Below are 22,760 nucleotides of genomic sequence, written 5' to 3' on the forward strand. Positions count from 1 at the left end.
CGGACGTCGACGGTCGGAACCGACAGACATGACCTCATGCGAGTTCCGCCGTGTGGCTGTGCCCGCGTGAGCCTGCGACGTCGACCGTCAGGACGGGACGGCGGCCCGGGGTGAGTGTGATCGTGTCGTCGGCACGCGTCACCTTGCGTACGGGGAAGGGGAGTTCGACCGTGAGCGTCGACCCGGTGCGGCCTGGGTCGGCCACGGCGACCGCGATGGCGTCGCCGTGCCGCCGCACCAGGACGGTGCCGGGACCGGACGATGTGAGTCCGGCGGCGCTGCCGGGACCCCAGAAGTGCGCGGCGAGGAGCCCGAGGCGGCGCGCCTCGACGGCCTGGACCGTGGCGTCGTTCGCCACGATCCGCACGGGTCGCGAGTGCGCCCAGATCCCGGTCGCCACGGCGCTCGCACCCGGCAGGAGCACATAGGCGTACGAGGAGTCGGTGGGGGAGGAGCCATGGTCGAACCACACGGTCACGTAGCGACGTGTGACCGGGTCGGTGCCGCCGCCGGTGTCCGCACCGGAGTTGAGGGCGCCCCACGTGCCGGTGCGTTCCTCGCGCAGCGCTCTCAGCGGGACGGCGTCGCCCGGCCTCCGTCCCGGATGGTCGGGAAAGACGTAGCCGCCCGTGCCCTCCAGATGTGCCCAGTCGGCGCCGGACAGCGATGCGGACCAGCCCTGCTCACCCGGCTGCCGCCGCCCGTCCACCAGGAGGCGCTGCGCCCCGTCCGTGTGCAGGTTGCGGTTCTCGACGACGGTCTCGATCGTGCGGCCGTCGCTCGCGGTGATGCCCGCGCCGAGCGCGACGACGGCGTTGTCCAGGCAGAACCACGCCTTCCGCGCCTGCAAGGTGTTGCCGTCGGCGATGAGTTCCATCGCGGCCGCGCCATAGCGGTCCTGGAGGACGGCGCCGCCCGCCACGGCGTTCTTCGGGCGGTACGTGCCGGTGCCGGCGCCCGTGCCGAGGTCCGCACGGGCGCGCGTGTCCACCGTCGTGCCCGGCAGCCGGTACGGGTCGACGGTCGGCCAGAACCCGTCGCCGAACTGGCCGAGGTCGTCACCGTCGTACAGATAGGTCATGCCGTCGCCGGTGTACCAGCCGTGCAGATTCTCACCGTTGCCCGCCTCGTACGCGGCGATGCGCTTCGAGGAGAGCGACAGGGCGAGCGCCCAGCCGGGGCGCCGGTGCACTATGCGGTCCATGTCGGCGAACGAGAAGTGACCGGCGAGACGCTCCGCCGCCGGGATCGCCTTGTCGTCGAGGACGGCCTTCGCGCGCGCCAGAGCCGGGACACCGACGAGCCCCGCGTACGGATTCGCCGTGTTGCGGCTGATCCACCCCTTGGCGAGCCCGCGCCAGCGGTCGGCGTACGGGGCCGGGGCGCCCGCGGCGAGCTGGAGGATGTAAGTGAGCGTCACGGCACCGTCGTTGTAGTCGCGGGCCCGCTCGCGCGAGATCGCCCGCCCGCGCAGTGCGTCCATCATCAGCCCGTCGAACATGACGGGCGAGAAGGACCGCTCCACCGCCTCGTAGAGCACCGACACCTTCGGGTCGTTCACGGCCCAGTCCGACCCGGCGAGCAGCGCGATCAGCTGCCCCGTGCTGCCGAGCAGCACACTGCCGTACGTCCCCGTGTAGGCGACGCTGTCGTGCTGGACGAACGACCCGTCCTCGTAGAAGCCGTCGCCCGAGGTGACATAGGTGAAGAGGCTGCGGCGCCCGTTGTCCCGCACGTCCGACAGGCCGTCGCGGGCCAGCGCGACCGTGGCCGCGTCCCGGGCGAGCAGCCCGCGCAGGGCCACGATGACGGCTTTGTCGGCGCGGTTCGCGCCGGTCTCGGAGAGGGAGGGGGAGTTGGTGCGTCGGTCCGGGTTCGGGCAGAACTTCGCGACGGTCGCGACGTGTCCGGCCAGGTCCGCAGCCGGCAGTTTCGACCGCAGGAGTACGCAGGTGTCCATCAGCGCCCGGGGCGCGCCGATCTCCCAGAACCACCAGTTGCCGGACTCGGCGCGGGCCGGGTTGTAGCCGGTGCTGCCCAGGAAGCCCAGCGCCGCGACGAGTGCGTCGGCGACCTCGGCGCTGCCGGTCAGCGAGGTGCCGGGGGTGGCCCAGGCGGTGGCCAGGGTGCGCAGGCGCGGATAGCTCTGCCCGAACATTCCGGGGTCCGACGCGGGGGAGAGGTCGGCCCACAGCGCCTTCCTGCCCGCGTTGCGGTCGAGGTCCTTCCACCAGGCTGACGCCTGCGTGTCGAGGGCCTTGACGGCGGCGGCGAAGTCCGGGTCGGCGGTGTCGAACGCGCCGCCGGTGAGCTGCTCCTCGGCGCGCGCCAGCAGTTCGTCGAACGTGTCGGCGGCAGGGGCGTCCGCCGCTTCTGCGGCGTTCGCTGCCGACGCGACTCCTGCTGTCAGGGGGAGCGCCGCCGCGGCGGTCGCGCCCGCCAGGGTCAGGGTCTGTCTGCGAGTGAGGTCCATGTTCGGTGGGTCCCCTCCGGGTCGGTCGCGTCGGTCGCGTTGGTCGCGTCGGTCGGGTCAGTCGGTCAGCGTGGCCGGTTCGACGGTCGGCTTCGGCAGCTGGAGCGCGGCGATCTCGGCCAGTCCGGTGGCGTCGATGGGGAAGGCCCAGTCGCGGACGAAGAAGTCCGTGAGGTCGCGGCCGGAGACACGGCTGGCGTAGGTCGACAGGGCGCGGTAGCGCTTGGCGGTCTCGGTGTAGTCGGACTGCGGGTTCTCCTCGCGCACAAGCCGATGCAACCGTGGCCAGAAGTCGTCACCGAACGCCAGCTCCAGCTGCCGCAGCGGCACGAGCTTCTCGTAGGCGCCGAAGGACTTCTCGTACGTCAGCCCGTCCGTGCCGAACTTCGCGCGTGCGGACTGGAAGGGGTTGAGCCCGGTCTTCGGGTCGACTGTCAGAAGGTTCGACGGCTGGCCAAGGGCCCGCTGCACCGCGAGCGAGTAGATGTTGACCGTGACCTCGGTCAGGCCCGTCGGCTTGTACGCCATCTGCTGATGCAGGTGCCCGAGCTCGTGGTAGAGACCCCAGCCCCGGGTGCGCAGCCCGTCGACGGTGGTGGCGCGGTCGAGATAGGCGCGCGGGAAGCCGTTGTAGCCGTGCGTGGCGTAGGCGCCGACTCCGGACGGGACCACCGACACCTCGGTGAAGTGGTAGCCGCCCGCCTTCGGCCGGTGCACCGGCTTCGACCCGTCGAGCCCGCTGATCCGCGACTCGGCCTCGATGATCTGCTCGACGAGCCGGAGCAGCGCCGCGTGGTCCTGGTCGCGGTGCAGGAGCGCGCCGTCGCGCGTCAGCGTCATGATGGTGCGCGGCGCGTGCAGCTCGACCACCGGCACGTCGGTGAGGGTGTCCAACTGCCGCTGGTAGTCGGCCTCGGAGGTGCGGCCGAGCGTGAAGACGGGCATCGCGGTGGCGCCCGACCTGAACTTCACGGCGGCGCGCTCGCCGTGGCCTTCGAGGGAGAAGTAGACGGGACCGCCGTGCGGGTCGGTGACCGTGTTGGCGCCGGGCTTCAGCGCATAGCTGCGGGGCTCCGTCACCGTGCCGTAGTAGTCCCACTGCCCGATCCAGAGCGTGGGCACGAGGCCGTCGTGGGGCAGCACGTCGAAGCGCAGTGCGGCCCCGGCGGGGACGTACTGCCCGGTCGGCTGGAACTCGGTGGCGCGCAGGGCCTGTCCGAGGCGGAGGCGCTCCGTCTCGGCGGAGGGGCGTGCGATGAGCGGGACGGTGAGGCCGACACCGCGCACGGCGTGGGCACTTGCGGTGCCGGTGCCGAGCAGCGTGGCGGCTCCCGCGCCGGCCAGGGTGGCGAGCATCCCACGACGGGAGAAGCCCGAGGTGGCGGGGGTGTCGGCGGTGACAGCAGCGTCGGCCGAGGTGGCGGAAGGCGTACGGGCAGGGCGCATCCAGAGACTCCCATGGGGATCAACAGCATCGGAGTGATGTGCGGGCTGCGCGCCAGCATGTAAGCGTTTGCTATCCCGCCGCAAGAGGGCCCGGCAAGTTTCTGTCTGTTACTACGACCTGAGGGAGAAACCGGTGAACAACGCCCGGGCGGAGAGCCGTTGAACGCTGCCGAACGGAACGCCGAGCGGACCGACAAGCGGGACGCCGAGCGAACCGGCAAGCTGAACGCCGAGCGGACCGGGCAAGCGGGACTCCAAGGGGACCGCCACCCGGAGCCCAGAGCGGAACGCCGGCCGGCGCGCGGCTCACACCCGGCGCCGCCGCCCCCCACGCGGCGCCGCCACGGAATCGCGTACCACCAGATGCGTACCGAGGCGCAGCGTGCCCGTCGTCGGGGCCCGCCAGTCGTCCTCGTCGCCGCCCGCGAGGGCGACGCGGACGGCCTGGCGGCCCATCTCCTCGAGCGGGATGTGCACGGTGGTGAGGCGCGGTCGCAGCTCCTGCGCCACGGGCACGTCGTCGTAGCCGACCAGGGAGACGTCCTGCGGCACCCGCATCCCGGCCTCCTCCAGGGCCTGGGCCGCGCCCGCCGCCACGATGTCGTTGGCCGCGAAGACGGCGGTGAACTCCGGCCCGTCGCGCAGTAGTTCCGTCATCCGGCGGTGGCCGAACTGGCGGCTGAACGCACCGGGCTGCACGAGCGCCGGATCGCGCGGCAGCCCGCGCTGCTCCAGGGCGCGACGGTGGCCGGCGATCCGTTCCTTGGTGGTGGAGAGCCCCGGCGGCCCGCCCAGGTACAGGATCCGCTCGTGGCCCTCGGTCAGGAGGTGGTCGGTGATCGCGAAGGCGCCGCCCTCGTTGTCGTACTCGACCCCGACCGTGGGCGCGTCCTTGCCGAGGGAGGGGCGGCCGCACAGCACGAGCTTCGAGCCGCCGGCGTCCAGTTCGCGGGCGCGGCGTGCGAGTTCCGTGCGGTAGCCCCGGTCGGCGACGCTGCCGCCGACGAGGATCACCGCGTCGGCTCGGCGCTCGTGCATCAGCTCGATGAAGGCCAGCTCGCGCTGCGGGTCGCCCTGGGTGCTGCAGACCAGGCAGAGCCGGCCGCCCGCCGTCGCCTCGCGTTCCACGCCGCGCGCGATGTATGCGTAGAAGGGGTCGACCACGTCGCTGATGATGATGCCGACCGTGCGCCCGGAGACACCGGCCAGGGCGCGGGCATGGGCGTTGACCACATAGCCCAGCTCCCGCATGGCCTCCTCGACGCGCTCGCGGGTGGCGGCCGCGACCGGGTAGTTGCGGTTCATCACGCGGGACACGGTCGCGGTCGACACGCCCGCGAGACGCGCCACGTCCACGACCGTCGCGCGCCGTCCGTTCGCCGTCGAGCCCTGCCTGGGCATCCGGACCTCCCCCTGGTCGTCGCGGTCGTCGCGGTCGTCGCGGTCGTCGCGGTCGTCATGGTCGTCCTGACCGTCCTGGTCACCGGTCTGCGCGGCGGGTCCCGCGATCCGTCCCGCGACCGTTCCGTGCGCAGAGCCTATGGCGTCCGCCGGGCGCCCGTTCACGCGATCCGCTCCAGTTCCTCCAGGAGTACGGGGTGGTTGAGCGGCACCCCGCGCGCGTAGCGGGCGAGTTCGTCGACCGCGAGGGCGCCGAGCCGTCCCACCTCGTTGCCCTGCGCCCCCGCCATGTGCGGGGTGATGAAGACGTTGGGCAGGTCCCACAGGGGGTGGTCGGCGGGCAGCGGCTCGGGGTCCGTGACGTCGAGCACGGCGTCGATCCGACCGCTGACCAGGTGCGCGGTGAGGGCTTCGGTGTCGACGAGCGGGCCGCGTGCCGTGTTGATCAGCAGGGCGCCCGGGCGCATCAGCGCGATGCGCCGCTCGTCGAGCAGATGGTGCGTGAGGGCGGTGGACGGCGCGTGCAGGGTCACGACGTCGCTGGTGGCGACGAGGGTGTCGAGGTCGGTGCGGGTGGCCCCGAGCAGCTCCGCCTCGGCGGCGCTCACGTACGGGTCGTGGAGCAGCACGTCGGCGTCGATGGAGCGCAGCAGCTGGATGACCCTGCGGCCGGTGCGTGACGCGCCGACCACGCCGACGGTGATGCCGTGCGTGCCGAGCCAGTGGTGGCGGTCGAGGTCGGCCGCGGTGCGGTGGGAGCGGCGGGAGCGGAACAGCTGGGCGAGCGGGAAGGCCCGCTTGGCGCCCATGATGATCGCCGCGAGAGTGAACTCCGCGACGGGTACGGCGTTGGCGGCCGCTGCGGACGACACCGCGATGCCGCGCCCGTACGCCTCGGGGGTCAGGAACGTCTTGACCGTGCCCGCCGAGTGGATCACCGCGCGCAGCCGCGGCGCCCGGTCGAGCACACCTGTGTCGATGTGCGGGCAGCCCCAGCCGGTCAGCAGGACCTCGCACTCGGCGAGCGCGGCCACCGCCTCGGGACTCCCGAACTCGCCCACCACCTGCGGCGGCCGGATGTCCGCGGACTCCTCGAGCCGCAGCCGTACGGCGGGCGGGAAGACGTCGTCGAGCAGCCCCGCGTCCATCGCCAGGACGGTACGGGGCCTGCGTGGGGGCCGTGTGGAGCCGGCGGAGTCGGCCTGGACCGGCGACTCGTCAGTGGTACGCACCCTGCCTCCGGACAGTAAACGTGTTCTATGAAGTCACCGCACGCTAGGGATCACGAGGGGTGAGCGTCAAGCATGCCGACCCTGACCCTCTTAGCATGAAATAGTGCCAAATACTCGTCAAGAACGGGCAGTTGAAAAACTCGCTTAACCCAGGTGTTGCCCAGACCTATTGACGTGAGGGGTAACCGATTACTAACTTGCCGCCCCATGGCTGATACAACGCCCTCCCCGCCGCGGGCAGTTCACCGCCTCTCGCTGGGGCAGCGGCTCAAGCGGGACAAGGTCATGCTGCTGCTGACCCTGCCGGGCCTGCTCTATTTCTGCGTGTTCCACTACGTGCCGCTCCTCGGCTACGTGGTGGCGTTCCAGGACTACCAGCCGTACCTGGGCTACATGCACAGCGCCTGGGCGGGCGTCTCGAACTTCACGTCCGCCTTCGCCGACCCGGCGTTCTGGTCGGCGACCGGCAACACGCTGAAGATCGCGCTCGTCCAGCTGGTGTTCTTCTTCCCGGTCCCCATCGCCCTCGCGCTGCTGCTCAACAGCATCGTCAGCGACAAGGTCCGCCGGTTCGTGCAGAGCGTCGTCTATCTGCCGCACTTCATCGGCTGGGTCATCATCGTCTCGATCTTCCAGCAGATCCTCGGGGGCGCCGGCGTCCTGCCCGACCTCCTCGGCCAACTCGGTCTGCCGCGCTACGACATGACGACCGACCCGGCCGCCTTCCCCTGGCTCCTGACCCTCCAGGTGGCCTGGAAGGACGCGGGCTGGGGCACGATCATCATGCTCGCCGCCCTGCTCAACATCGACCGCGGCCTGTACGAGGCCTCGGCGATCGACGGGGCGGGGCGCGCCCGGCGCCTGTGGCACGTCACGCTGCCCGGCATCTCCCCGGTGATCATCCTGCTCCTGATCCTCAACCTGGGGCAGATCCTCTCCGTCGGCTTCGAGCAGATCCTGCTCCAGCGCGACGCGGTCGGCCCCGCCGCCGGTGAAGTCCTCGACACCTACGTGTACTTCCACGGGATCAAGAACAACGACTGGGGCACGTCGGCGGCCGTAGGACTGGTCAAGGCGGTCATCGGCACCGTCCTCGTACTCGGCGCGAACAAGTTCGCCCACCGGCTCGGCCACGAAGGGGTGTACCGCGGTGCTGACCGCTGAGACGCAGACAGCGGCCGCCGGACGCCGCGATCGCAAGCCGGCCGCTCCTGCCGAATCCGGCATCAGGGTGTCCGACGGCCGTCCGCCCTGGATGGAGAAGCCCACCCGAACCGGCCTGTTCCTCAAGGGACTTGTGCTGGTCCTGGTGGTCGCGGCCGTCGCCTACCCACTGCTCGGAGTGATCGGCACGAGCTTCGCCTCGCAGTCCGACATCATCCGCAGCCCCGGCCTGGTCCTGTGGCCCGACCACCCGACCCTGGAGGCGTACCGCACGGTCTTCAGCGGCGGCGTCGTCACGCACGCGCTGCTCGTCTCCGTCGGCGTGACGCTCGTGGGCACCGCGACCAGCGTCCTCGTCACCATCGGGATGGCGTACGGCCTCTCGCGCCGCGAGGTCACCGGCTCCCGCTTCATCCTCATGACGGCCCTGATCACGATGCTCTTCGACCCGGGCATCATCCCCAAGTTCCTCACCATCAAGGAACTCGGCCTGTACAACACCCTGGCCTCGCTCGTGCTGCCCACCATGGTCAGCGCGTTCAACCTGGTCGTGCTGCGCTCCTTCTTCATGAACCTGCCCGAGGAGCTGTACGACGCCGCGAAGGTGGACGGCGCGGGCGACCTGCGCACCCTGGTGCGCATCGTGCTGCCGCTGTCGAAGGCCGTCATCGCCGTGATCAGCCTGTTCTACGCGGTGACGTACTGGAACGCCTTCTTCAACGCGATGCTCTACCTGAGCGACAACGACAAGTGGCCGCTCTCCATGGTGCTTCGCACCTTCGTCCTCCAGGGTCAGTCCCTCGAAGGCGCCTCGGCCGGTGAGGCCCTCGCGCCCCAGCAGGCCGTGCAGATGGCCGTCCTGGTGATCGCCGTCGTGCCGATCCTGTGCGTCTACCCCTTCCTCCAGCGCTACTTCACCAAGGGCGTCCTCACCGGCGCCATCAAGGGCTGACGCCGCGCAGTCCCCGCTCGCACCCCCCGCGCTCATGTCCCCTCCGTCACCGAGGAGTTCACCGTGCCGCGCTCCACCCCCATCAATCGCAGAACCCTGCTGAGGACGTCCCTCGGCCTGGGCCTCGGACTCGCCGCGGCCCCGCTGCTGACCGCATGCGGTGACGGCGGCGCCGCCGAGAAGTCCGCCGCGAAGAGCCGCAAGGTGCTGCCGTCCACCGTCACGGCCAACACCGTCAAGGCCGACCTCCCCGGCACGGCCGCCGGTGTGCCCAACGCCTTCTTCAGCTACCCGAAGACCCCGGTCCGCTCCGTCGAGGGCACTCCGCTCAAGGGCGCCAAGACCGTCAAGGCGTTCACCGAGACCTACGCGCCGCCGGCCCCGGCCCGCGGCAGGAACGCCGCCTGGCAGGCGATCGAGAAGCGGCTCGGCGGCACGGTCGACATCACCGCCGTGGCCGCCGACGACTACCCGGCGAAGTTCTCGACGATGGTCGCGGGCGGTGACCTCGCGGACGTTTTCATGTATCCGGAGACCGGCGGCGTCGACCACAAGGCGGCCTTCCTCGCCGCCGAGTGCGCCGACCTGACGCCGTTCCTGTCCGGCGACAAGGTCAAGACGTACCCGAACCTCGCGGCGATCCCGGCGAGCGCGTGGCAGCAGGGCCTGTACGGAGACACGCTGTACGGCGTTCCGATCACGCGCTACGGCACCTCCGGCGCCGGCTTCTACCGGCACGACCTGTTCAAGGAGGTCGGGGTCGACAGCCTCGACCAGATCACCGACCTGGACCGCTTCTTCGAGGTCTGCAAGGAGCTGACGCAGCCGAAGAAGAAGCAGTACGCGATCATCGCGGGCGCCACCAGCATGCTCGCCATGTCGGCAGGCGCCCCCTACTTCTGGTCGATGGACAAGAAGACCGGCAAGTTCACCGCCGACCTCGAGACCGACGAGTACCGCTCCGCCGTGGAGATGGCGGCCAAGCTCTACAAGGCCGGCTGCTACTACCCCGGCACCCTCGCCATGACCGGCGCCCAGAAGGCCCAGTACACCGACCTCTTCAAGAACGGCAAGGGCGCGTACGTCTACGACGGCATGCCCGCCTACCTCCAGCCCTCCAGCGGTTACGTCGACGCCATGGCCGCCATCGACAAGAGCTATGACGTGCGGCCCTTCGTACCGATCGGCACCAAGGCGGTCACCTGGACCGACAACGCCACGCTCAGCGAGTCCTTCGTGAAGAAGGCTCCCAAGGCGCGCGTCGAGCAGATCCTGCGCCTCCTCGACTTCATCGCCGCACCCTTCGGCACCGAGGAGTACACCCTCATCAACTTCGGGGTGGAGGGCGCCGACTTCAAGCGCGACGCCAAGGGCATCCCCGTACTTACGCCTACCGGCAGCCAGGACATCGGTGTCCCCTGGGGCAAGCTCGCCTCCGGCATCCCGGCCCTGTTCTCGCCGACGTCGAAGGACGCGGCGACGTACGCGCACGAGGCGTACACGAAGCTCATCCCGATGCTGGAGAAGTCCGACTACCTGGACTACACGTCCCCCACCTGGGACTCGAAGGGGTACGGCAGCCTGCTCACCCTCAAGGGGGACGGCATCAAGGACATCGTCTCCGGCCGCAAGTCCATGAAGGACTACGACGCCCTGGTCAAGGACTACCTCGCCAAGGGCGGGGAGCAGTGCCGTTCCGAATTCGAGGACGCCGCCCAGAAGGGAACCGGCAAGTGACCCGCACCGTACGCGCCGCCATCGCCACTGCCGCGGCCGCCGCGACCCTCGTCCTGGCCGCGCCCGCGCAGGCGCACCCGTTCGACCCGAAGCCCGGTGCGGACGGCGTCGGGGACCCGCTCTTCCCCACGCTCGGCAACGGCGGCTACGACGTCCGGCACTACGACCTCTCGTTCGACTTCACGCCGGTGACGTACGACTTCACCGGCGCCATGAAGATCAGCGCGAAGGCCACGCAGGACCTCTCCTCCTTCAACCTCGACATCGACTCGCTCGCCATCGACGCGGTGAAGGTGAACGGCAAGGACGCGGCCTTCGCCGTATCGCTCGGCAAGAGCGGCCAGGAGCTGACGGTCACGCCGGCCGGCGGCCTGCACGACAATCGTCCCTTCGAGGTTGCCGTCACCTATCACGGCAACGGCAAGACGAAGCCCATCGGCGTCCCCGGCTGGCGCTACATGAGTGACGGAGGGTTCGCCTCCGCGGCGCAGTCGTCCCGCGCCGACACGTTCGCGCCCGTCAACGACACGACGATGGACAAGGCGAGCTGGACGTTCCACCTCACCGCCCCCGACGGCTGGACGCCCGGGGCCAACGGCACCGCGACCGGCACCCGCCCGGCGGGCGCAGGGAAGACCACCTCCGACTTCCGGCTCGACGCGCCCATGGCCTCCGAACTCCTCGGCATCTCCGTGGAGAAGCAGACCGTCCTGACCGGCAAGGGGCCGCACGGTGTGAGACTGCGCCACTACGTCCCCGACGACCAGGTCGCCACGTACCGGCCGATCGTCGAGCAGACCGGGGGCCAGATCGCGTGGCTGGAGAAGACCCTCGGCGTGCGCTTCCCGTTCGACACCTACGGGATGCAGATCGTCCGCGACGGCTACAGCGACGCGTTGGAAAACCAAACCCTGTCACTGTTCGGGCCGGGCTGGTTCAAGGACGCGTCCACGTCGACGACGTACACGAACGTCATGGTCCACGAGATGACCCACCAGTGGTTCGGCGACTCGGTCACGCCCACCACCTGGCAGAGCGCCTGGCTGAACGAGGGGCCCGCCGTCTACTACGCGGCCCTGTGGGCCGACCAGCAGGGCACCGCCTCCATGGAGGACAAGATGAGGACGGCGTACGGGAAGCTCGACGCCGTGCGCAAGACCGACGGGCCGCCCGGACTGCCCACCGAACTCGGCGGGTTCAACATCTACGACGGGGCCGCAGTCGTGCTGTACGCCCTCAACCAGCAGGTCGGCCAGGACGACTACGACGCGATCATGAAGTCCTGGCTCACGAAGCACCGGCACGCCAACGCCGACTCCCAGGACTTCATCGACAACGCGGTACGGGTCACGCACGACCCGTCGCTGCGGCCCTTCATGGAGGACTGGCTGTTCAGCAAGGACAACCCGCCCATGCCCGGCCACCCCGACTGGAGCTGACGCCGCCCATGAACGGCACCCGCATCGCCGTCGCCCTCGCCGCCACGGCCGCCCTCCTGTCCACCGCCCCCGCCGCACACGCCGACCCGTCCCCCCGCGTCCTGCACGCCGCTCCCGACGGCTCCGGCACGGCCTGCACGCACGGCCGCCCCTGTTCCCTCGACGGCGCCCGCGACGCCGCCCGCACCGTCGAGGGGCGCGACGTACGCGTCGAACTCGCCGACGGCACCTACGCGTTGAGCAGACCTCTGGAGCTCGGCGCGGCCGACTCCGGGCGCGACGGGCACACCGTCACCTGGACCGCCGCGCGAGGCGCCCACCCCGTCCTCTCCGGCGGCAGGACCCTCAAGGGCTGGGACAGCAACACCGACGGGACCTGGACCACGCACGTCCCCGAAGGCGTCACGCCCCGCCAGCTCTTCGTCGACGGGGTGCGAGCCGTGCGGGCACGCGGCGCCTCGTGCGCGGCATCCGTGTGTGACGCCACCAAGACCGGCATGACCGGCGCGAATGCCACCGGCATCGCCTCCTGGGCCCGCCCCACCGACGCCGAGGCCGTCATCAGCGTCCGCTGGCGCAACTACCACTGCCGCATCGACTCCGTCACCGGCGACGTCCTGACCTTCGCCCAGCCCTGCTGGACCAACTCCGCCTCCGGCACCAACCGCACGGGCCCCGCCTGGGACTCCACCACGGTCGACTCGTCGCGCTACGCGAAGGTCGCCTACTTCGAGAACGCGCCCGAACTCCTGGACCAGCCAGGCGAGTTCGTCTGGAACTCCGACGCCCGCACCCTCACGTACCTGCCGCGCAAGGGCGAGGACATGCGCCGCGCCAAGGCCGTCACCCCCGCCACCGAGCGGCTCCTCGTTCTCGACGGCGCCCACGACGTACGCGTCGAGGGCATCGGCCTTCAGTACGCGGCCTGGCACCAGCCCTCCACCGACGAGGGCTACGCCGGCATGCAGGCGGGACTCGTGCTCACCGGCGCCACCGGCCCCGCCGACCACGCGGGCCGCTACTACACCAAGCCCTCCGCCGCCCTCACCGTGCGCGGCGGCAGGCATGTGGCCGTGGACCAGGTCGAGTTCAGCCACCTCGGCGGCGCCGGAGTGGTGTTCGAGGCCGGTACGCAGGACTCGAAGGTCACCCGGTCCCGGTTCACCGATCTGTCCTCCGGAGCCGCCTACATAGGGGACACGGAACCCATGCCGAATGCTGAACTCGTGGGTGCGCGCAACACGGTGGCGTACAACACCATCCGCCGCACCGGAGTGGAGTTCACCGACGCCGTCGGCATCTGGGCCGGCTACGAGGCCGCGACCGTCATCGACCACAACACCCTCGACGACCTGCCCTACTCGGGCATCTCCGTCGGCTGGGGCTGGAACCAGCCCGAGGCGCAGAAGTCCGTCCTGCGCGACAACCGGATCACGAACAACCGGATCACGAACGTCATGCGCGTCGAGCACGACCAGCACGACGGCGGCGCCATCTACACCCAGGGCGCCCAGCCCGGCACCGTCATCTCCGGCAATTACATCAACCGCAGCGCCTTCGGCAACACCGAGCGCGACGGCAACGGCATCTACCTCGACGAACAGTCCAGCCACATCCGCGTCGAGGGCAATGTCCTCACCCGCCTCGGCTACAAGTGGGTGTCCAACTGGGCCGACTACGGCATCGACAACCACGCCACCGGCAACTGGACCGACACCGACGCCCCCGCCCTCGCAGGCACCGGCTCGGCGATGACCGACAACCACACCAAGCTCGACCGGCTCCCCGCCGACGCGCTGAAGGTCGCCGCCTCCGCGGGCGCCCAGGGCCACGACCGCGTCGAACAGCTGCGCCCCGACCTCGCCCGCACCGGTACCGCCGCGCAGTCCTCCACGGACGGCACCGCCACCGCGGCCGCCGCGACCGACGGCGACACCTCCACCGACACCCGCACCCTGTCCGAGCCGGGCGCCTGGTGGCAGGTCGACCTGGGCTCCGTCCAGCATGTCGGCCAGGTCGAGGTCTGGAACAACACCTCGATGACCACGACCGGCTTCGACGTCCAGCTGTCCCGTACGGCGGACTTCGCCGACACCACCACCCTCCAGGTCCCGGGCAAGGCCCTGCGGCCCACCGTCCTGGACGCCGCCAAGGGCACCGAGGCCCGCTACGTACGGATCAAGCTCACGGGAACGGGGCGCGTGGCACTCGCCCACGTACTGGTCCACCCGTAGCTCCGGTGGCGGCCTGAAGGAAACCTGCGGCGGCGCTTAAGAAATCCTCGATGGACCAAGAGCGCCGCCGTACGGCAGATTTGCCCCGTCGGCAGCAGGGCGCGCCGTAGCCGCACCAAGGCGCCCGCCCGTGCTGTCATTTCACTCTTCCCCTCGCACGGCGGCCGGTCCCGGCTTGCCGTGACGCGGGGTGCGACGACGGGAGCCGTGCGTTGAAGGCGCTGGTCAAGGAGAAGTCCGAGCCGGGTCTGTGGCTGACGGACGTGCCCGAGCCGTCCATCGGCCACGGAGATGTGCTGATCAAGGTCCTCAGGACCGGGATCTGCGGCACCGACCTCCACATCCGCAACTGGGACGGCTGGGCGCAGCAGGCGATCAGCGCGCCGCTGATCGTCGGCCACGAGTTCGTCGGCGAGGTCGTCGAGACCGGCCGTGACGTCGCCGACATCGCCATCGGCGACCGCGTCAGCGGCGAGGGCCACCTCGTCTGCGGCAAGTGCCGCAACTGTCTCGCCGGGCGACGCCACCTGTGCCGCTCCACGGTCGGGCTCGGCGTCGGACGCGACGGCGCGTTCGCCGAGTACGTCGCCCTGCCCGCCGCCAACGTGTGGGTCCACCGGGTGCCCGTCGACCTCGACGTGGCCGCGATCTTCGACCCGTTCGGCAACGCCGTGCACACCGCCCTGTCGTTCCCGCTGGTCGGCGAGGACGTCCTGATCACCGGCGCGGGCCCCATCGGCCTGATGGCCGCGGCCGTCGCCCGGCACGCCGGCGCCCGCAACGTCGTCGTCACCGACGTCAGCGAGGAGCGGCTCGACCTGGCCCGCAAGATCGGCGTCAGCCTCGCCCTGAACGTCGCCGAGTCGACGATCGCCGAGGGCCAGCGCTCCCTCGGCCTGCGCGAGGGCTTCGACGTCGGCCTGGAGATGTCGGGCAACCCGGTCGCCATGCGCGACATGATCGCCAACATGACCCACGGCGGCAAGATCGCCATGCTCGGTCTGCCTGCCGAGGAGTTCGCCGTCGACTGGTCGCGGATCGTCACCTCGATGATCACGATCAAGGGCATCTACGGCCGCGAGATGTTCGAGACCTGGTACGCGATGTCGGTTCTCCTGGAGGGCGGCCTCGACCTCGCCCCCGTGATCACGGGCCGCTACGGCCACCGTGACTTCGAGGCGGCCTTCGACGACGCGGCGAGCGGCCGCGGCGGCAAGGTCATCCTCGACTGGACCGTCTGACCCGGCCCGCCCCGACCTCCCGACCGACCTCTTCTTTAAAGGAAGACGCATGTTCAACTCCGTACGCGAAGACATCCAGGCCACGCTCGACGAGATCGCCGCCGCGGGCCTGCACAAGCCCGAGCGCGTCATCGGCACGCCGCAGTCCGCGACGGTCGCCGTCACCGCGGGCGGCCGCCCCGGCGAGGTCCTCAACTTCTGCGCGAACAACTACCTCGGCCTCGCCGACCACCCCGAGGTCATCGCCGCCGGCCACGAGGCACTCGACCGCTGGGGCTACGGCATGGCGTCCGTCCGCTTCATCTGCGGCACCCAGGAGGTCCACAAGGAGCTCGAGGCGCGCCTGTCCGCGTTCCTCGGCCAGGAGGACACGATCCTCTACTCCTCCTGCTTCGACGCCAACGGCGGCGTCTTCGAGACGCTCCTCGGCGAAGAGGACGCCGTCATCTCCGACGCGCTGAACCACGCCTCGATCATCGACGGCATCCGCCTCTCCAAGGCCCGCCGCTTGCGCTACGCCAACCGCGATCTCGCGGACCTGGAGCAGCAGTTGAAGGAGGCGCAGTCCGCGCGTCGCCGCCTCATCGTCACCGACGGTGTCTTCTCCATGGACGGTTACGTGGCGCCGCTGCGCGAGATCTGCGACCTCGCCGACCGCTACGACGCCATGGTCATGGTCGACGACTCGCACGCCGTCGGCTTCGTCGGCCCCGGCGGCCGCGGTACCCCCGAGCTGCACGGCGTCATGGACCGCGTCGACATCATCACCGGCACCCTCGGCAAGGCGCTCGGCGGCGCCTCCGGCGGCTATGTCGCGGCCCGCGCCGAGATCGTCGCGCTGCTGCGCCAGCGCTCGCGCCCGTACCTCTTCTCCAACAGCCTCGCCCCGGTGATCGCGGCCGCGTCCCTCAAGGTCCTCGACCTCCTGGAGTCGGCGGGCGAGCTGCGCGAGCGGCTCGCCGCGAACACGGCGCTCTTCCGCACGCGCATGGCGCAGGAGGGCTTCGACATCCTGCCCGGCGACCACGCCATCGCGCCCGTCATGATCGGCGACGCGTCCGTCGCGGGCCGCATGGCCGAGCTGCTCCTGGAGCGCGGCGTGTACGTGATCGGCTTCTCGTACCCGGTCGTCCCGCAGGGCAAGGCCCGCATCCGCGTCCAGCTCTCCGCGGCGCACTCCACCGGGGACGTGAACCGGGCCGTGGACGCCTTCGTCGCGGCGCGCGCGGAGCTCGACGGGGAGTCCGCCGGGGCGGTGAGCTGACCTGGGGCCTGTCCGGCGGATCATGCCGGGGCGCGGGGTCTGGCACGCCCTCCCCCAAGCTCTTGAGGAGCAGGGGGGATCTTCATGACCCCGCTCGCCGGCACGGACTTTCACGGCCACCCGTTTCCGGCCTGATCCGCCGGGCGGGCCCCGGTTCGGACATCGGCGGCACATTTGGGAGAATCGGTCGCATGATCGAAGCGCGGCGGCTGCACATCCTCCGTGCGGTGGCCGACCACCGCACCGTGACGGCGGCTGCCGCCGCGCTCTATCTGACCCCGTCGGCGGTCTCCCAGCAGCTGACCGCCCTGGAGCAGGAGACCGGCCACCGGCTCGTCGAGCGGGGCGCGAAAGGTGTCCGGCTCACCCCGGCGGGCGAGATCCTGCTCACGCACACGAACGCGGTCCTCGCCCAGCTGGAGCGGGCGGAGGCCGAGCTCGCCGCGTACAGCTCGGGGGCGGCCGGCACGGTCACCGTCGCCGCGTTCGCCACCGGGATCGGCCTGGTCGTCGCACCGGCCCTGACCCGACTCGCGCGGACGGCGCCCGGTATCCGCATCCGCGTCCAGGACGCCGAGGGCGACGCGAGCCTGCCCATGGTCCTCGACCGGCAGGTCGACGTGGCGGTCGCCGTCGAGTACCGGGGGGCGCCGGGCGCGGACGACGCCCGCCTCACGCGCGTACCGCTGTACGCGGAGCCGTTCGACGCGGTGCTTCCCGCCGCGCACCACCTCGCGGCGTCCGACCGGGTGCCGCTCGCCGAGCTGGCCAAGGACACCTGGATCGGCCCGTTCCCCGGCAACCCGTGCCACGACGTGGTGGTCCTGGCCTGCGAGCACGCCGGTTTCCAGCCGCGGGTCGAACACTCCTCGGACGACTTCCGCGCCGTCGTCGCCCTCGCCTCGGCGGGCGCGGGCGTCGCCCTGGTGCCGCGCTCGGCGCTGCGCGGCATGGACCTGTCCGACGCGGTCGTCCGCCCGGTCGACGGGGTGGCCCCGACCCGCAGGGTCTTCGCGGCGGTCCGCTGCGGAGCGGAGGAGCACCCTCTGATCAGGCCGGTACTGGAGGCGCTGGGGGAAGCGGCGGAGTAGGCGGGCCCGCAGGCCCCCGGGTCACTCCGGTGTCGCCGTGCTCGCCCGTATCCGCACCTCACCCACGATCCGCTCCACCCGCGAGCGCGGCCCCCTCGGTTCACGTAACGCGAGGTCGAGGGCGGCGCGGCCCATGCCGGTCAGGGGGAGGGCCACCGTCGTGAGGGGCGGGGTCAGTTCGCGGACCAGCGGGATGTCGTCGAAGCCGGCCAGCGAGATGTCCTGAGGGACGCGCAGCCCGTGGTCGCGGAACGCGGCGAGCGCCCCCACGGCCATCACGTCGGTGACGGCGAAGACGCACGTGGGCCGGGGTGCGCGGCGCAGCAGTTCGCTCGCCGCCGCGTATCCGCCGTCTCGCGTGAAGGCGCCCTCGACGACCTTCTCGTCCGCCAGCTCGACCCCCGCCTCGGCGAGCCCTTGCCGGAATCCGGTCAGCCGGTCCGCGACGGTCGTCAGCCGTGCGGGCCCGGCGAGCACCCCGAACTCGCGGTGCCCGAGGCCGAGCAGGGCCCGGGCGAGTGCCGCCGCCCCCGCCCGGTTCTCCGGCAGTACGGTGTCGACGCGCAGACTGCGGTGTCGGCTCACGACGGCGACCCGGCCCCCGCCGCGCAGATAGGGAGCGATCTCGGACTCGAGCGAACGCTCCCACGCGGGGTCCTGGAAGCCGGAGCCGATGAGCAGGATCGCGCGGGTCCGCTGCGCCCGCAGCATGGAGATGTACGCGATCTCGCGCTCGGGCGCGCGGAACGTGCTGGACAGCATCACCAGCAGCCCGCGCTCGGCCGCCCGCGCCATGATGCCGCTGGCGATCGCGGCGAAGTACGGGTCGCCCACGTCGTGGCAGATCACGCCGACCGTGTTGTTGGAGGCGCTGGCGAGGGCCTGCGCGTGGGCGTTCGGGATGTAGCCGAGTTCGTCGGCCGCGGCGCGGACCCGGCGTAACAGGTCGTCGCGGACGCGGGTGGTTCCGTTCAGGGCGCGGGACGCCGTCGCGGGGGAGACCCCCGCCGTGCGGGCCACCGCGTCGAGAGTCACGTGCGGTTCTTGCGGGTGCCCGTGCGGTTCGCTCACTCTGCCCCCTCGGATTCCGGTCGCGGCACCGGTCGCAGGAAACTTCGGAACGGCCTATTGACCCTGTGCTCCACGAGTCATTAGCGTGGCTGACATCGTACCAGAAAGCGCTTTCTGAAAGCGATTTCTCCTCTTCGTTACCGTCCCACCTGTTGTTCCGTTACCTCAGGAACTCTGTTACCTCAGCTCTCCTCAACTGCCTCCCGATTCCGTAGGAGTTCATCGTGAGTCAGAGCACACTGCCAGCAACTCCCGCCAAAACAGCGGGAGTTGCCGACCGGCAGGGGCCCAGTCTCGGCCGGCGTGCCGCGGACGTGGCCGAGCGGAGCTGGCGCCCGGTCGCGCTGCTCGTCGTCTGTTTCGTCGCCTGGTGGGTGATCGCCGCTGCGGAGCTGGTCGAGCCCTATCTGGTGCCGTCGCCGGGCCGGACCCTCGACGTCATCCTCGACAAGCCGGACTACCTCTGGCAGCACACCTGGGTGACCACGTACGAGACGCTGCTGGGCTTCGTCATCGCCGTAGGCGTCGGCATCTTCTCCGCCGTGATCATGGTCTACTCGTCGACCGTCGAGAAGACGCTCTATCCGATCCTGCTCTTCGCCCAGGTCGTCCCGAAGATCGCGATCGCGCCGCTGTTCGTGGTCTGGCTCGGCTTCGGCATCGCGCCGAAGATCCTCATCGCCGTACTCATCGCGTTCTTCCCGGTCGTCATCTCGATGGTGACCGGACTCAAGGCCGTCGACCCGGAGATGCTCCAGCTCTCCGCGACGATGGGCGCGAGCCCTTGGCAGACCTTCCGGAAGATCCGCTTCCCGGCCTCCCTGCCGCACCTGTTCTCCGGCCTCAAGGTGGCCGTCACGCTCGCCGTCACCGGCGCCGTCGTCGGCGAATTCGTGGGCGCCAACGAGGGGTTGGGCTACGTCATCCTCCAGGCCAACGGAAACCTCGACACCCCGATGCTCTTCGCGGGACTGCTCGTCATGTCCTTGATCGGGGTCGTGCTGTTCGTCCTCGTCGAGATCGCCGAGAAGCTGCTCCTGCCGTGGCACGCGAGCCGCCGCGACGTCGCGGCGACCACGGCGTACTGAACGCCGGCACCCCGGGAACCTCCCCGGACCACTCACCGACCGTCGCGAGAAGGGCCACCCCATGCACGCGCGCAGACTCCTGACCGGACTCGTCCCCCTGACGCTCGTCGCCCTCACGGTGACGGCCTGCGGCGACGACTCCGGCTCCACGTCGACCAGCGACTCCGGCAAGAAGCTCGACAAGGTCACGCTGACGCTCAACTGGTACCCGTACGGCGAGCACGCGCCGTTCTACTACGGCAAGAAGCAGAAGATCTTCGAGAAGCACGGCATCGACCTGGAGATCCGTGCGGGACAGGGCTCGCAGAAGACCGTGCAGGCCACGGGCGCGGGCCAGACCGACTTCGGCTGGGCCGACACGCCCGCGGTGCTCGCGGGCGTGGACCAGGGCGTCAACGTCAAGAGTCTCGGCGTGTTCCTCCAGACGACGCCCGCCTCGGTGCAGTCCTTCGCGAGCCAGAACATCAAGTCCCCGTCGGACCTCAAGGGCAAGACCATCGCGGGGACGGCGGGCGACGCGCTCTCCAAGACGTTCCCCATCTTCCTCAAGAAGAACGGCCTCTCCGAGTCGGACGTCAAGGTCCAGAACACCGACCCCGCCGGCAAGATCGCCGCCGTCATCTCGGGCAAGACCGACGCCCTCCTCGGCTATGCGAGCGACCAGGGCCCCACCATGCAGGACAAGGCCAAGAAGGACGTCTCGTACCTCCGCTTCTCCGAGCACGGCCTGAACTTCTACTCGAACGGGCTCATCGCCGGGCCCAAGACCCTTCAGGGCAAGGGCGATCTGGCCAAGCGCATGGTCGAGGCCGTCAGCGAGTCCTGGGCCGCCGCGGAGAAGAGCCCCGAGCCGGCCGTCGCCTCCATGAAGGGCGCGTCCGAGCAACTCCCGCCGGAGAACGTGCTGTCCGAGCAGTTCAAGACGACCCTGACCCTCCTGCACACGGACGCGACGCAGGGCAAGGCGCCCGGCGCCAACACCGAGGCCGACTGGCAGCAGACCATCGACGTCTTCGCCCAGGCCGGCATGGTCAAGAGCGCGAAGCCGGTGGCGGACTACTGGGATTCGGCCAACGGGATCAAGGGCTGAGCACCCGTCCCGTACAGCCCACAAGGAGAGCTGCACCATGCCGAAGGACGCGACACTGAAGAAGGCCGGCACAGCGAGCGGACACGTCGGGCCCGCCGTGCGCGCGGCGGACGTCGACGTCCGCTTCCGGACGAAGAAGAAGGACGTCACCGCCCTCACCGACGTCTCGCTCGACGTCGCCTCGGGCGAGTTCGTCGCCATCGTCGGACCGTCCGGCTGCGGCAAGTCCACGCTGCTCAAGCTCGTCGCGGGCCTCCTTTCGCCCTCGTCCGGTGAGGTCAGCCTCTATGGCGAGCAGGTGCGCGGCCCGCGCCACGACATCGGGTACGTGTTCCAGCGCGCGGCCCTCCTGGAGTGGCGCTCGGCGCGCCGCAACATCCTCCTCCAGGCGGAGATGCGCGGCATGCCCGCCGCCCAGGCACGCGCGCGTGCCGACGAACTGATCCGGATGACGGGCCTCACCGGCTTCGAGGACGCCTATCCGCACGAGCTGTCGGGCGGGATGCAGCAGCGGGTCGCCCTGTGCCGGGCCCTGCTGCACGAGCCGCCCGTCCTCCTCATGGACGAACCGTTCGGCGCGCTCGACGCGCTCACCCGCGAGCAGCTCAACGTCGAGATGAACCGCATCTGGCGCCAGACCCGCACCACTGTCCTCCTGGTGACCCACTCCATCCCGGAGGCCGTCTACCTCGCGGACCGCGTCGTCGTCATGAGCCCACGCCCCGGCACCGTCACCGAGATCATCGACGTCGGCCTGCCGGCCGAGCGGGACTACGCGCAGACGCTCGCGACCCCCGAGTTCCGCACGGCGACGGGCCGCATCCGCGAACTCCTGGGGGCGGTCTCGGCGCACGACTAGCTCTTACGACTGGCTCTTACGACTGGCTCTTACGCGTAGGCCTCAGAGCACGGCAGGGACCCCGCACCCCGAGACGCCCTCTGCGAGCGTCACGGGACACGGGGTCCCTTTTTCTTCCCGCCTCCTCAGTACCGCAGCGCCGCCAGATACCCGTAGCTGTTGCGGGCCGTCGCGAACGGGTCCTTCGGGGTGTCGTGCTCCACGAGCCACTGCTTGACGCCGCCGGCGTGCGCCTTGTCGAACATGGCGGCGAAGTCGAGCGTCCCCGACCCCACGTCGGCGAACCCTCCGTCCGGCGCCATGTCCTTCACATGCAGGGCGGGGAAGCGGCGCCGGTGCCGCACGAAGTACGCAGCGGGATCCGCGCCGCCCTTCGACGCCCAGTACACGTCCAGCTCGAAGGCGACCAGATGGGGATCGGTCTCGCGGACGAGGATGTCGTACAGGTTCTCCCCGTCCATCACGTCGTGGTCGCCGTCGTGGTTGTGGAACAGGACCGGGCCGAGACCCGCCTCGCGTGACGCGGCCCCGATCCGGTTGAACTCCCTTGCCGCTTCCCGGTATCCGGCCGTGCTGTGCATCGAACCGGGCAGGCTGGGCACCACCGGCCACTTGGCGCCCAGGGTGTGCAGATCCTCCAGCGCCTGCGGCAGGCCGCTGCCGGTCAGCGTCGTGTACGCGACATGCTCCAGGACCGCGCGCAGGCCGACGGTGTCGAGCATCCGCCGGATGTCCGCCGCCCCGTACCCGTGCCGCCCGCTCACACCGACCGTCGCGTACCCGATCTCCGCGAGCTGCTCCACGGTGCCGGCGAAGTCCGTCGCGAGGACGTCACGCATCGTGTAGAGGTGCATGCCGATGCCGCCGCGCGGGATGCGCCGCCGCTGCCCGGCCGACGCGGGCAGCCCCGTACCGACCGCCGCCGCGAGCCCCAACGACGTACCGAGAAAGGCCCTTCTACTGCTTCTCATGCCACTC

At 70.6% G+C, this 22,760-nt stretch carries 17 protein-coding genes; 11 read left to right on the plus strand and 6 right to left on the minus strand.

Going from position 1 to position 22,760, the window contains the following annotated elements:
* Positions 1-34: 34 nt before the first annotated feature.
* From CG723_RS03900 to CG723_RS03915, 4 genes are all read right to left on the minus strand, one after another.
* On the minus strand, positions 35-2,473 hold the full coding sequence (locus CG723_RS03900) for a polysaccharide lyase 8 family protein (protein WP_100591717.1): 2,439 nt from the start codon (positions 2,471-2,473) through the stop codon (positions 35-37).
* A 57-nt stretch (positions 2,474-2,530) separates the two neighbouring features.
* Entirely contained in the window at positions 2,531-3,919 is a 1,389-nt protein-coding gene (locus CG723_RS03905; protein ID WP_100591718.1) for a M60 family metallopeptidase, read from the minus strand.
* A 306-nt stretch (positions 3,920-4,225) separates the two neighbouring features.
* The gene (locus CG723_RS03910; protein ID WP_100591719.1) at positions 4,226-5,320 is read right to left on the minus strand and encodes a LacI family DNA-binding transcriptional regulator; all 1,095 of its coding nucleotides are present in this window, start codon (positions 5,318-5,320) and stop codon (positions 4,226-4,228) included.
* Between the two features lie 161 nt (positions 5,321-5,481).
* The gene (locus tag CG723_RS03915; protein ID WP_199841654.1) at positions 5,482-6,468 is read right to left on the minus strand and encodes a hydroxyacid dehydrogenase; all 987 of its coding nucleotides are present in this window, start codon (positions 6,466-6,468) and stop codon (positions 5,482-5,484) included.
* A gap of 291 nt (positions 6,469-6,759) precedes the next feature.
* Between CG723_RS03915 and CG723_RS03920 the strand changes: the two genes are divergently transcribed.
* The 8 genes from CG723_RS03920 to CG723_RS03955 all read left to right on the plus strand — a co-directional run bounded on the left by CG723_RS03920 (position 6,760) and on the right by CG723_RS03955 (position 17,674).
* Positions 6,760-7,716 carry an ABC transporter permease gene (locus tag CG723_RS03920; RefSeq protein ID WP_234374113.1) on the plus strand — a complete coding sequence of 319 codons (957 nt, stop codon included), beginning with the start codon at positions 6,760-6,762 and terminating at the stop codon, positions 7,714-7,716.
* A gap of 91 nt (positions 7,717-7,807) precedes the next feature.
* On the plus strand, positions 7,808-8,668 hold the full coding sequence (locus tag CG723_RS03925) for a carbohydrate ABC transporter permease (RefSeq protein ID WP_100591838.1): 861 nt from the start codon (positions 7,808-7,810) through the stop codon (positions 8,666-8,668).
* Positions 8,669-8,731: 63 nt separating this feature from the next.
* A complete protein-coding gene (locus CG723_RS03930) occupies positions 8,732-10,405 on the plus strand; it encodes an extracellular solute-binding protein (RefSeq protein ID WP_100591722.1) in 1,674 nt (557 codons plus the stop codon).
* Entirely contained in the window at positions 10,402-11,844 is a 1,443-nt protein-coding gene (locus CG723_RS03935) for a M1 family metallopeptidase (protein ID WP_100591723.1), read from the plus strand. The genes CG723_RS03930 and CG723_RS03935 overlap by 4 nt, the downstream gene beginning before the upstream one ends.
* Positions 11,845-11,852: 8 nt before the next feature.
* The gene (locus tag CG723_RS03940) at positions 11,853-14,078 is read left to right on the plus strand and encodes a galactose-binding domain-containing protein (protein ID WP_234374114.1); all 2,226 of its coding nucleotides are present in this window, start codon (positions 11,853-11,855) and stop codon (positions 14,076-14,078) included.
* 212 nt (positions 14,079-14,290) lie between these two features.
* Entirely contained in the window at positions 14,291-15,319 is a 1,029-nt protein-coding gene (gene tdh / locus CG723_RS03945) for an L-threonine 3-dehydrogenase (RefSeq protein WP_100591724.1), read from the plus strand.
* A 49-nt stretch (positions 15,320-15,368) separates the two neighbouring features.
* Positions 15,369-16,583, plus strand: coding sequence for a glycine C-acetyltransferase (locus tag CG723_RS03950; RefSeq protein ID WP_100591725.1), 1,215 nt, complete (start codon positions 15,369-15,371; stop codon positions 16,581-16,583).
* A 191-nt stretch (positions 16,584-16,774) separates the two neighbouring features.
* Positions 16,775-17,674: a LysR family transcriptional regulator gene (locus CG723_RS03955; protein ID WP_100591726.1), complete on the plus strand. Its 900-nt coding sequence runs from the start codon at positions 16,775-16,777 to the stop codon at positions 17,672-17,674.
* Positions 17,675-17,695: 21 nt separating this feature from the next.
* Here the strand turns inward: CG723_RS03955 and CG723_RS03960 are convergent, their stop codons facing one another.
* Complete coding sequence (locus CG723_RS03960; RefSeq protein WP_100591727.1) at positions 17,696-18,709, minus strand: LacI family DNA-binding transcriptional regulator; 1,014 nt, start codon at positions 18,707-18,709, stop codon at positions 17,696-17,698.
* A 260-nt stretch (positions 18,710-18,969) separates the two neighbouring features.
* Between CG723_RS03960 and CG723_RS03965 the strand changes: the two genes are divergently transcribed.
* From CG723_RS03965 to CG723_RS03975, 3 genes are all read left to right on the plus strand, one after another.
* On the plus strand, positions 18,970-19,833 hold the full coding sequence (locus tag CG723_RS03965; protein ID WP_100591728.1) for an ABC transporter permease: 864 nt from the start codon (positions 18,970-18,972) through the stop codon (positions 19,831-19,833).
* Between the two features lie 61 nt (positions 19,834-19,894).
* Positions 19,895-20,923 (plus strand): ABC transporter substrate-binding protein, encoded by a 1,029-nt coding sequence (locus CG723_RS03970; RefSeq protein ID WP_100591729.1) that lies wholly within the window; start codon positions 19,895-19,897, stop codon positions 20,921-20,923.
* Between the two features lie 37 nt (positions 20,924-20,960).
* Positions 20,961-21,782, plus strand: a complete 822-nt coding sequence (locus CG723_RS03975) for an ABC transporter ATP-binding protein (RefSeq protein ID WP_100591730.1) — start codon at positions 20,961-20,963, stop codon at positions 21,780-21,782.
* Positions 21,783-21,907: 125 nt separating this feature from the next.
* Here the strand turns inward: CG723_RS03975 and CG723_RS03980 are convergent, their stop codons facing one another.
* The gene (locus CG723_RS03980) at positions 21,908-22,753 is read right to left on the minus strand and encodes a sugar phosphate isomerase/epimerase family protein (RefSeq protein WP_100591731.1); all 846 of its coding nucleotides are present in this window, start codon (positions 22,751-22,753) and stop codon (positions 21,908-21,910) included.
* Positions 22,754-22,760: the final 7 nt, after the last annotated feature.

The sequence above is a fragment of the Streptomyces sp. CB01635 genome (assembly GCF_002803065.1).
Lineage (GTDB): Bacteria > Actinomycetota > Actinomycetes > Streptomycetales > Streptomycetaceae > Streptomyces.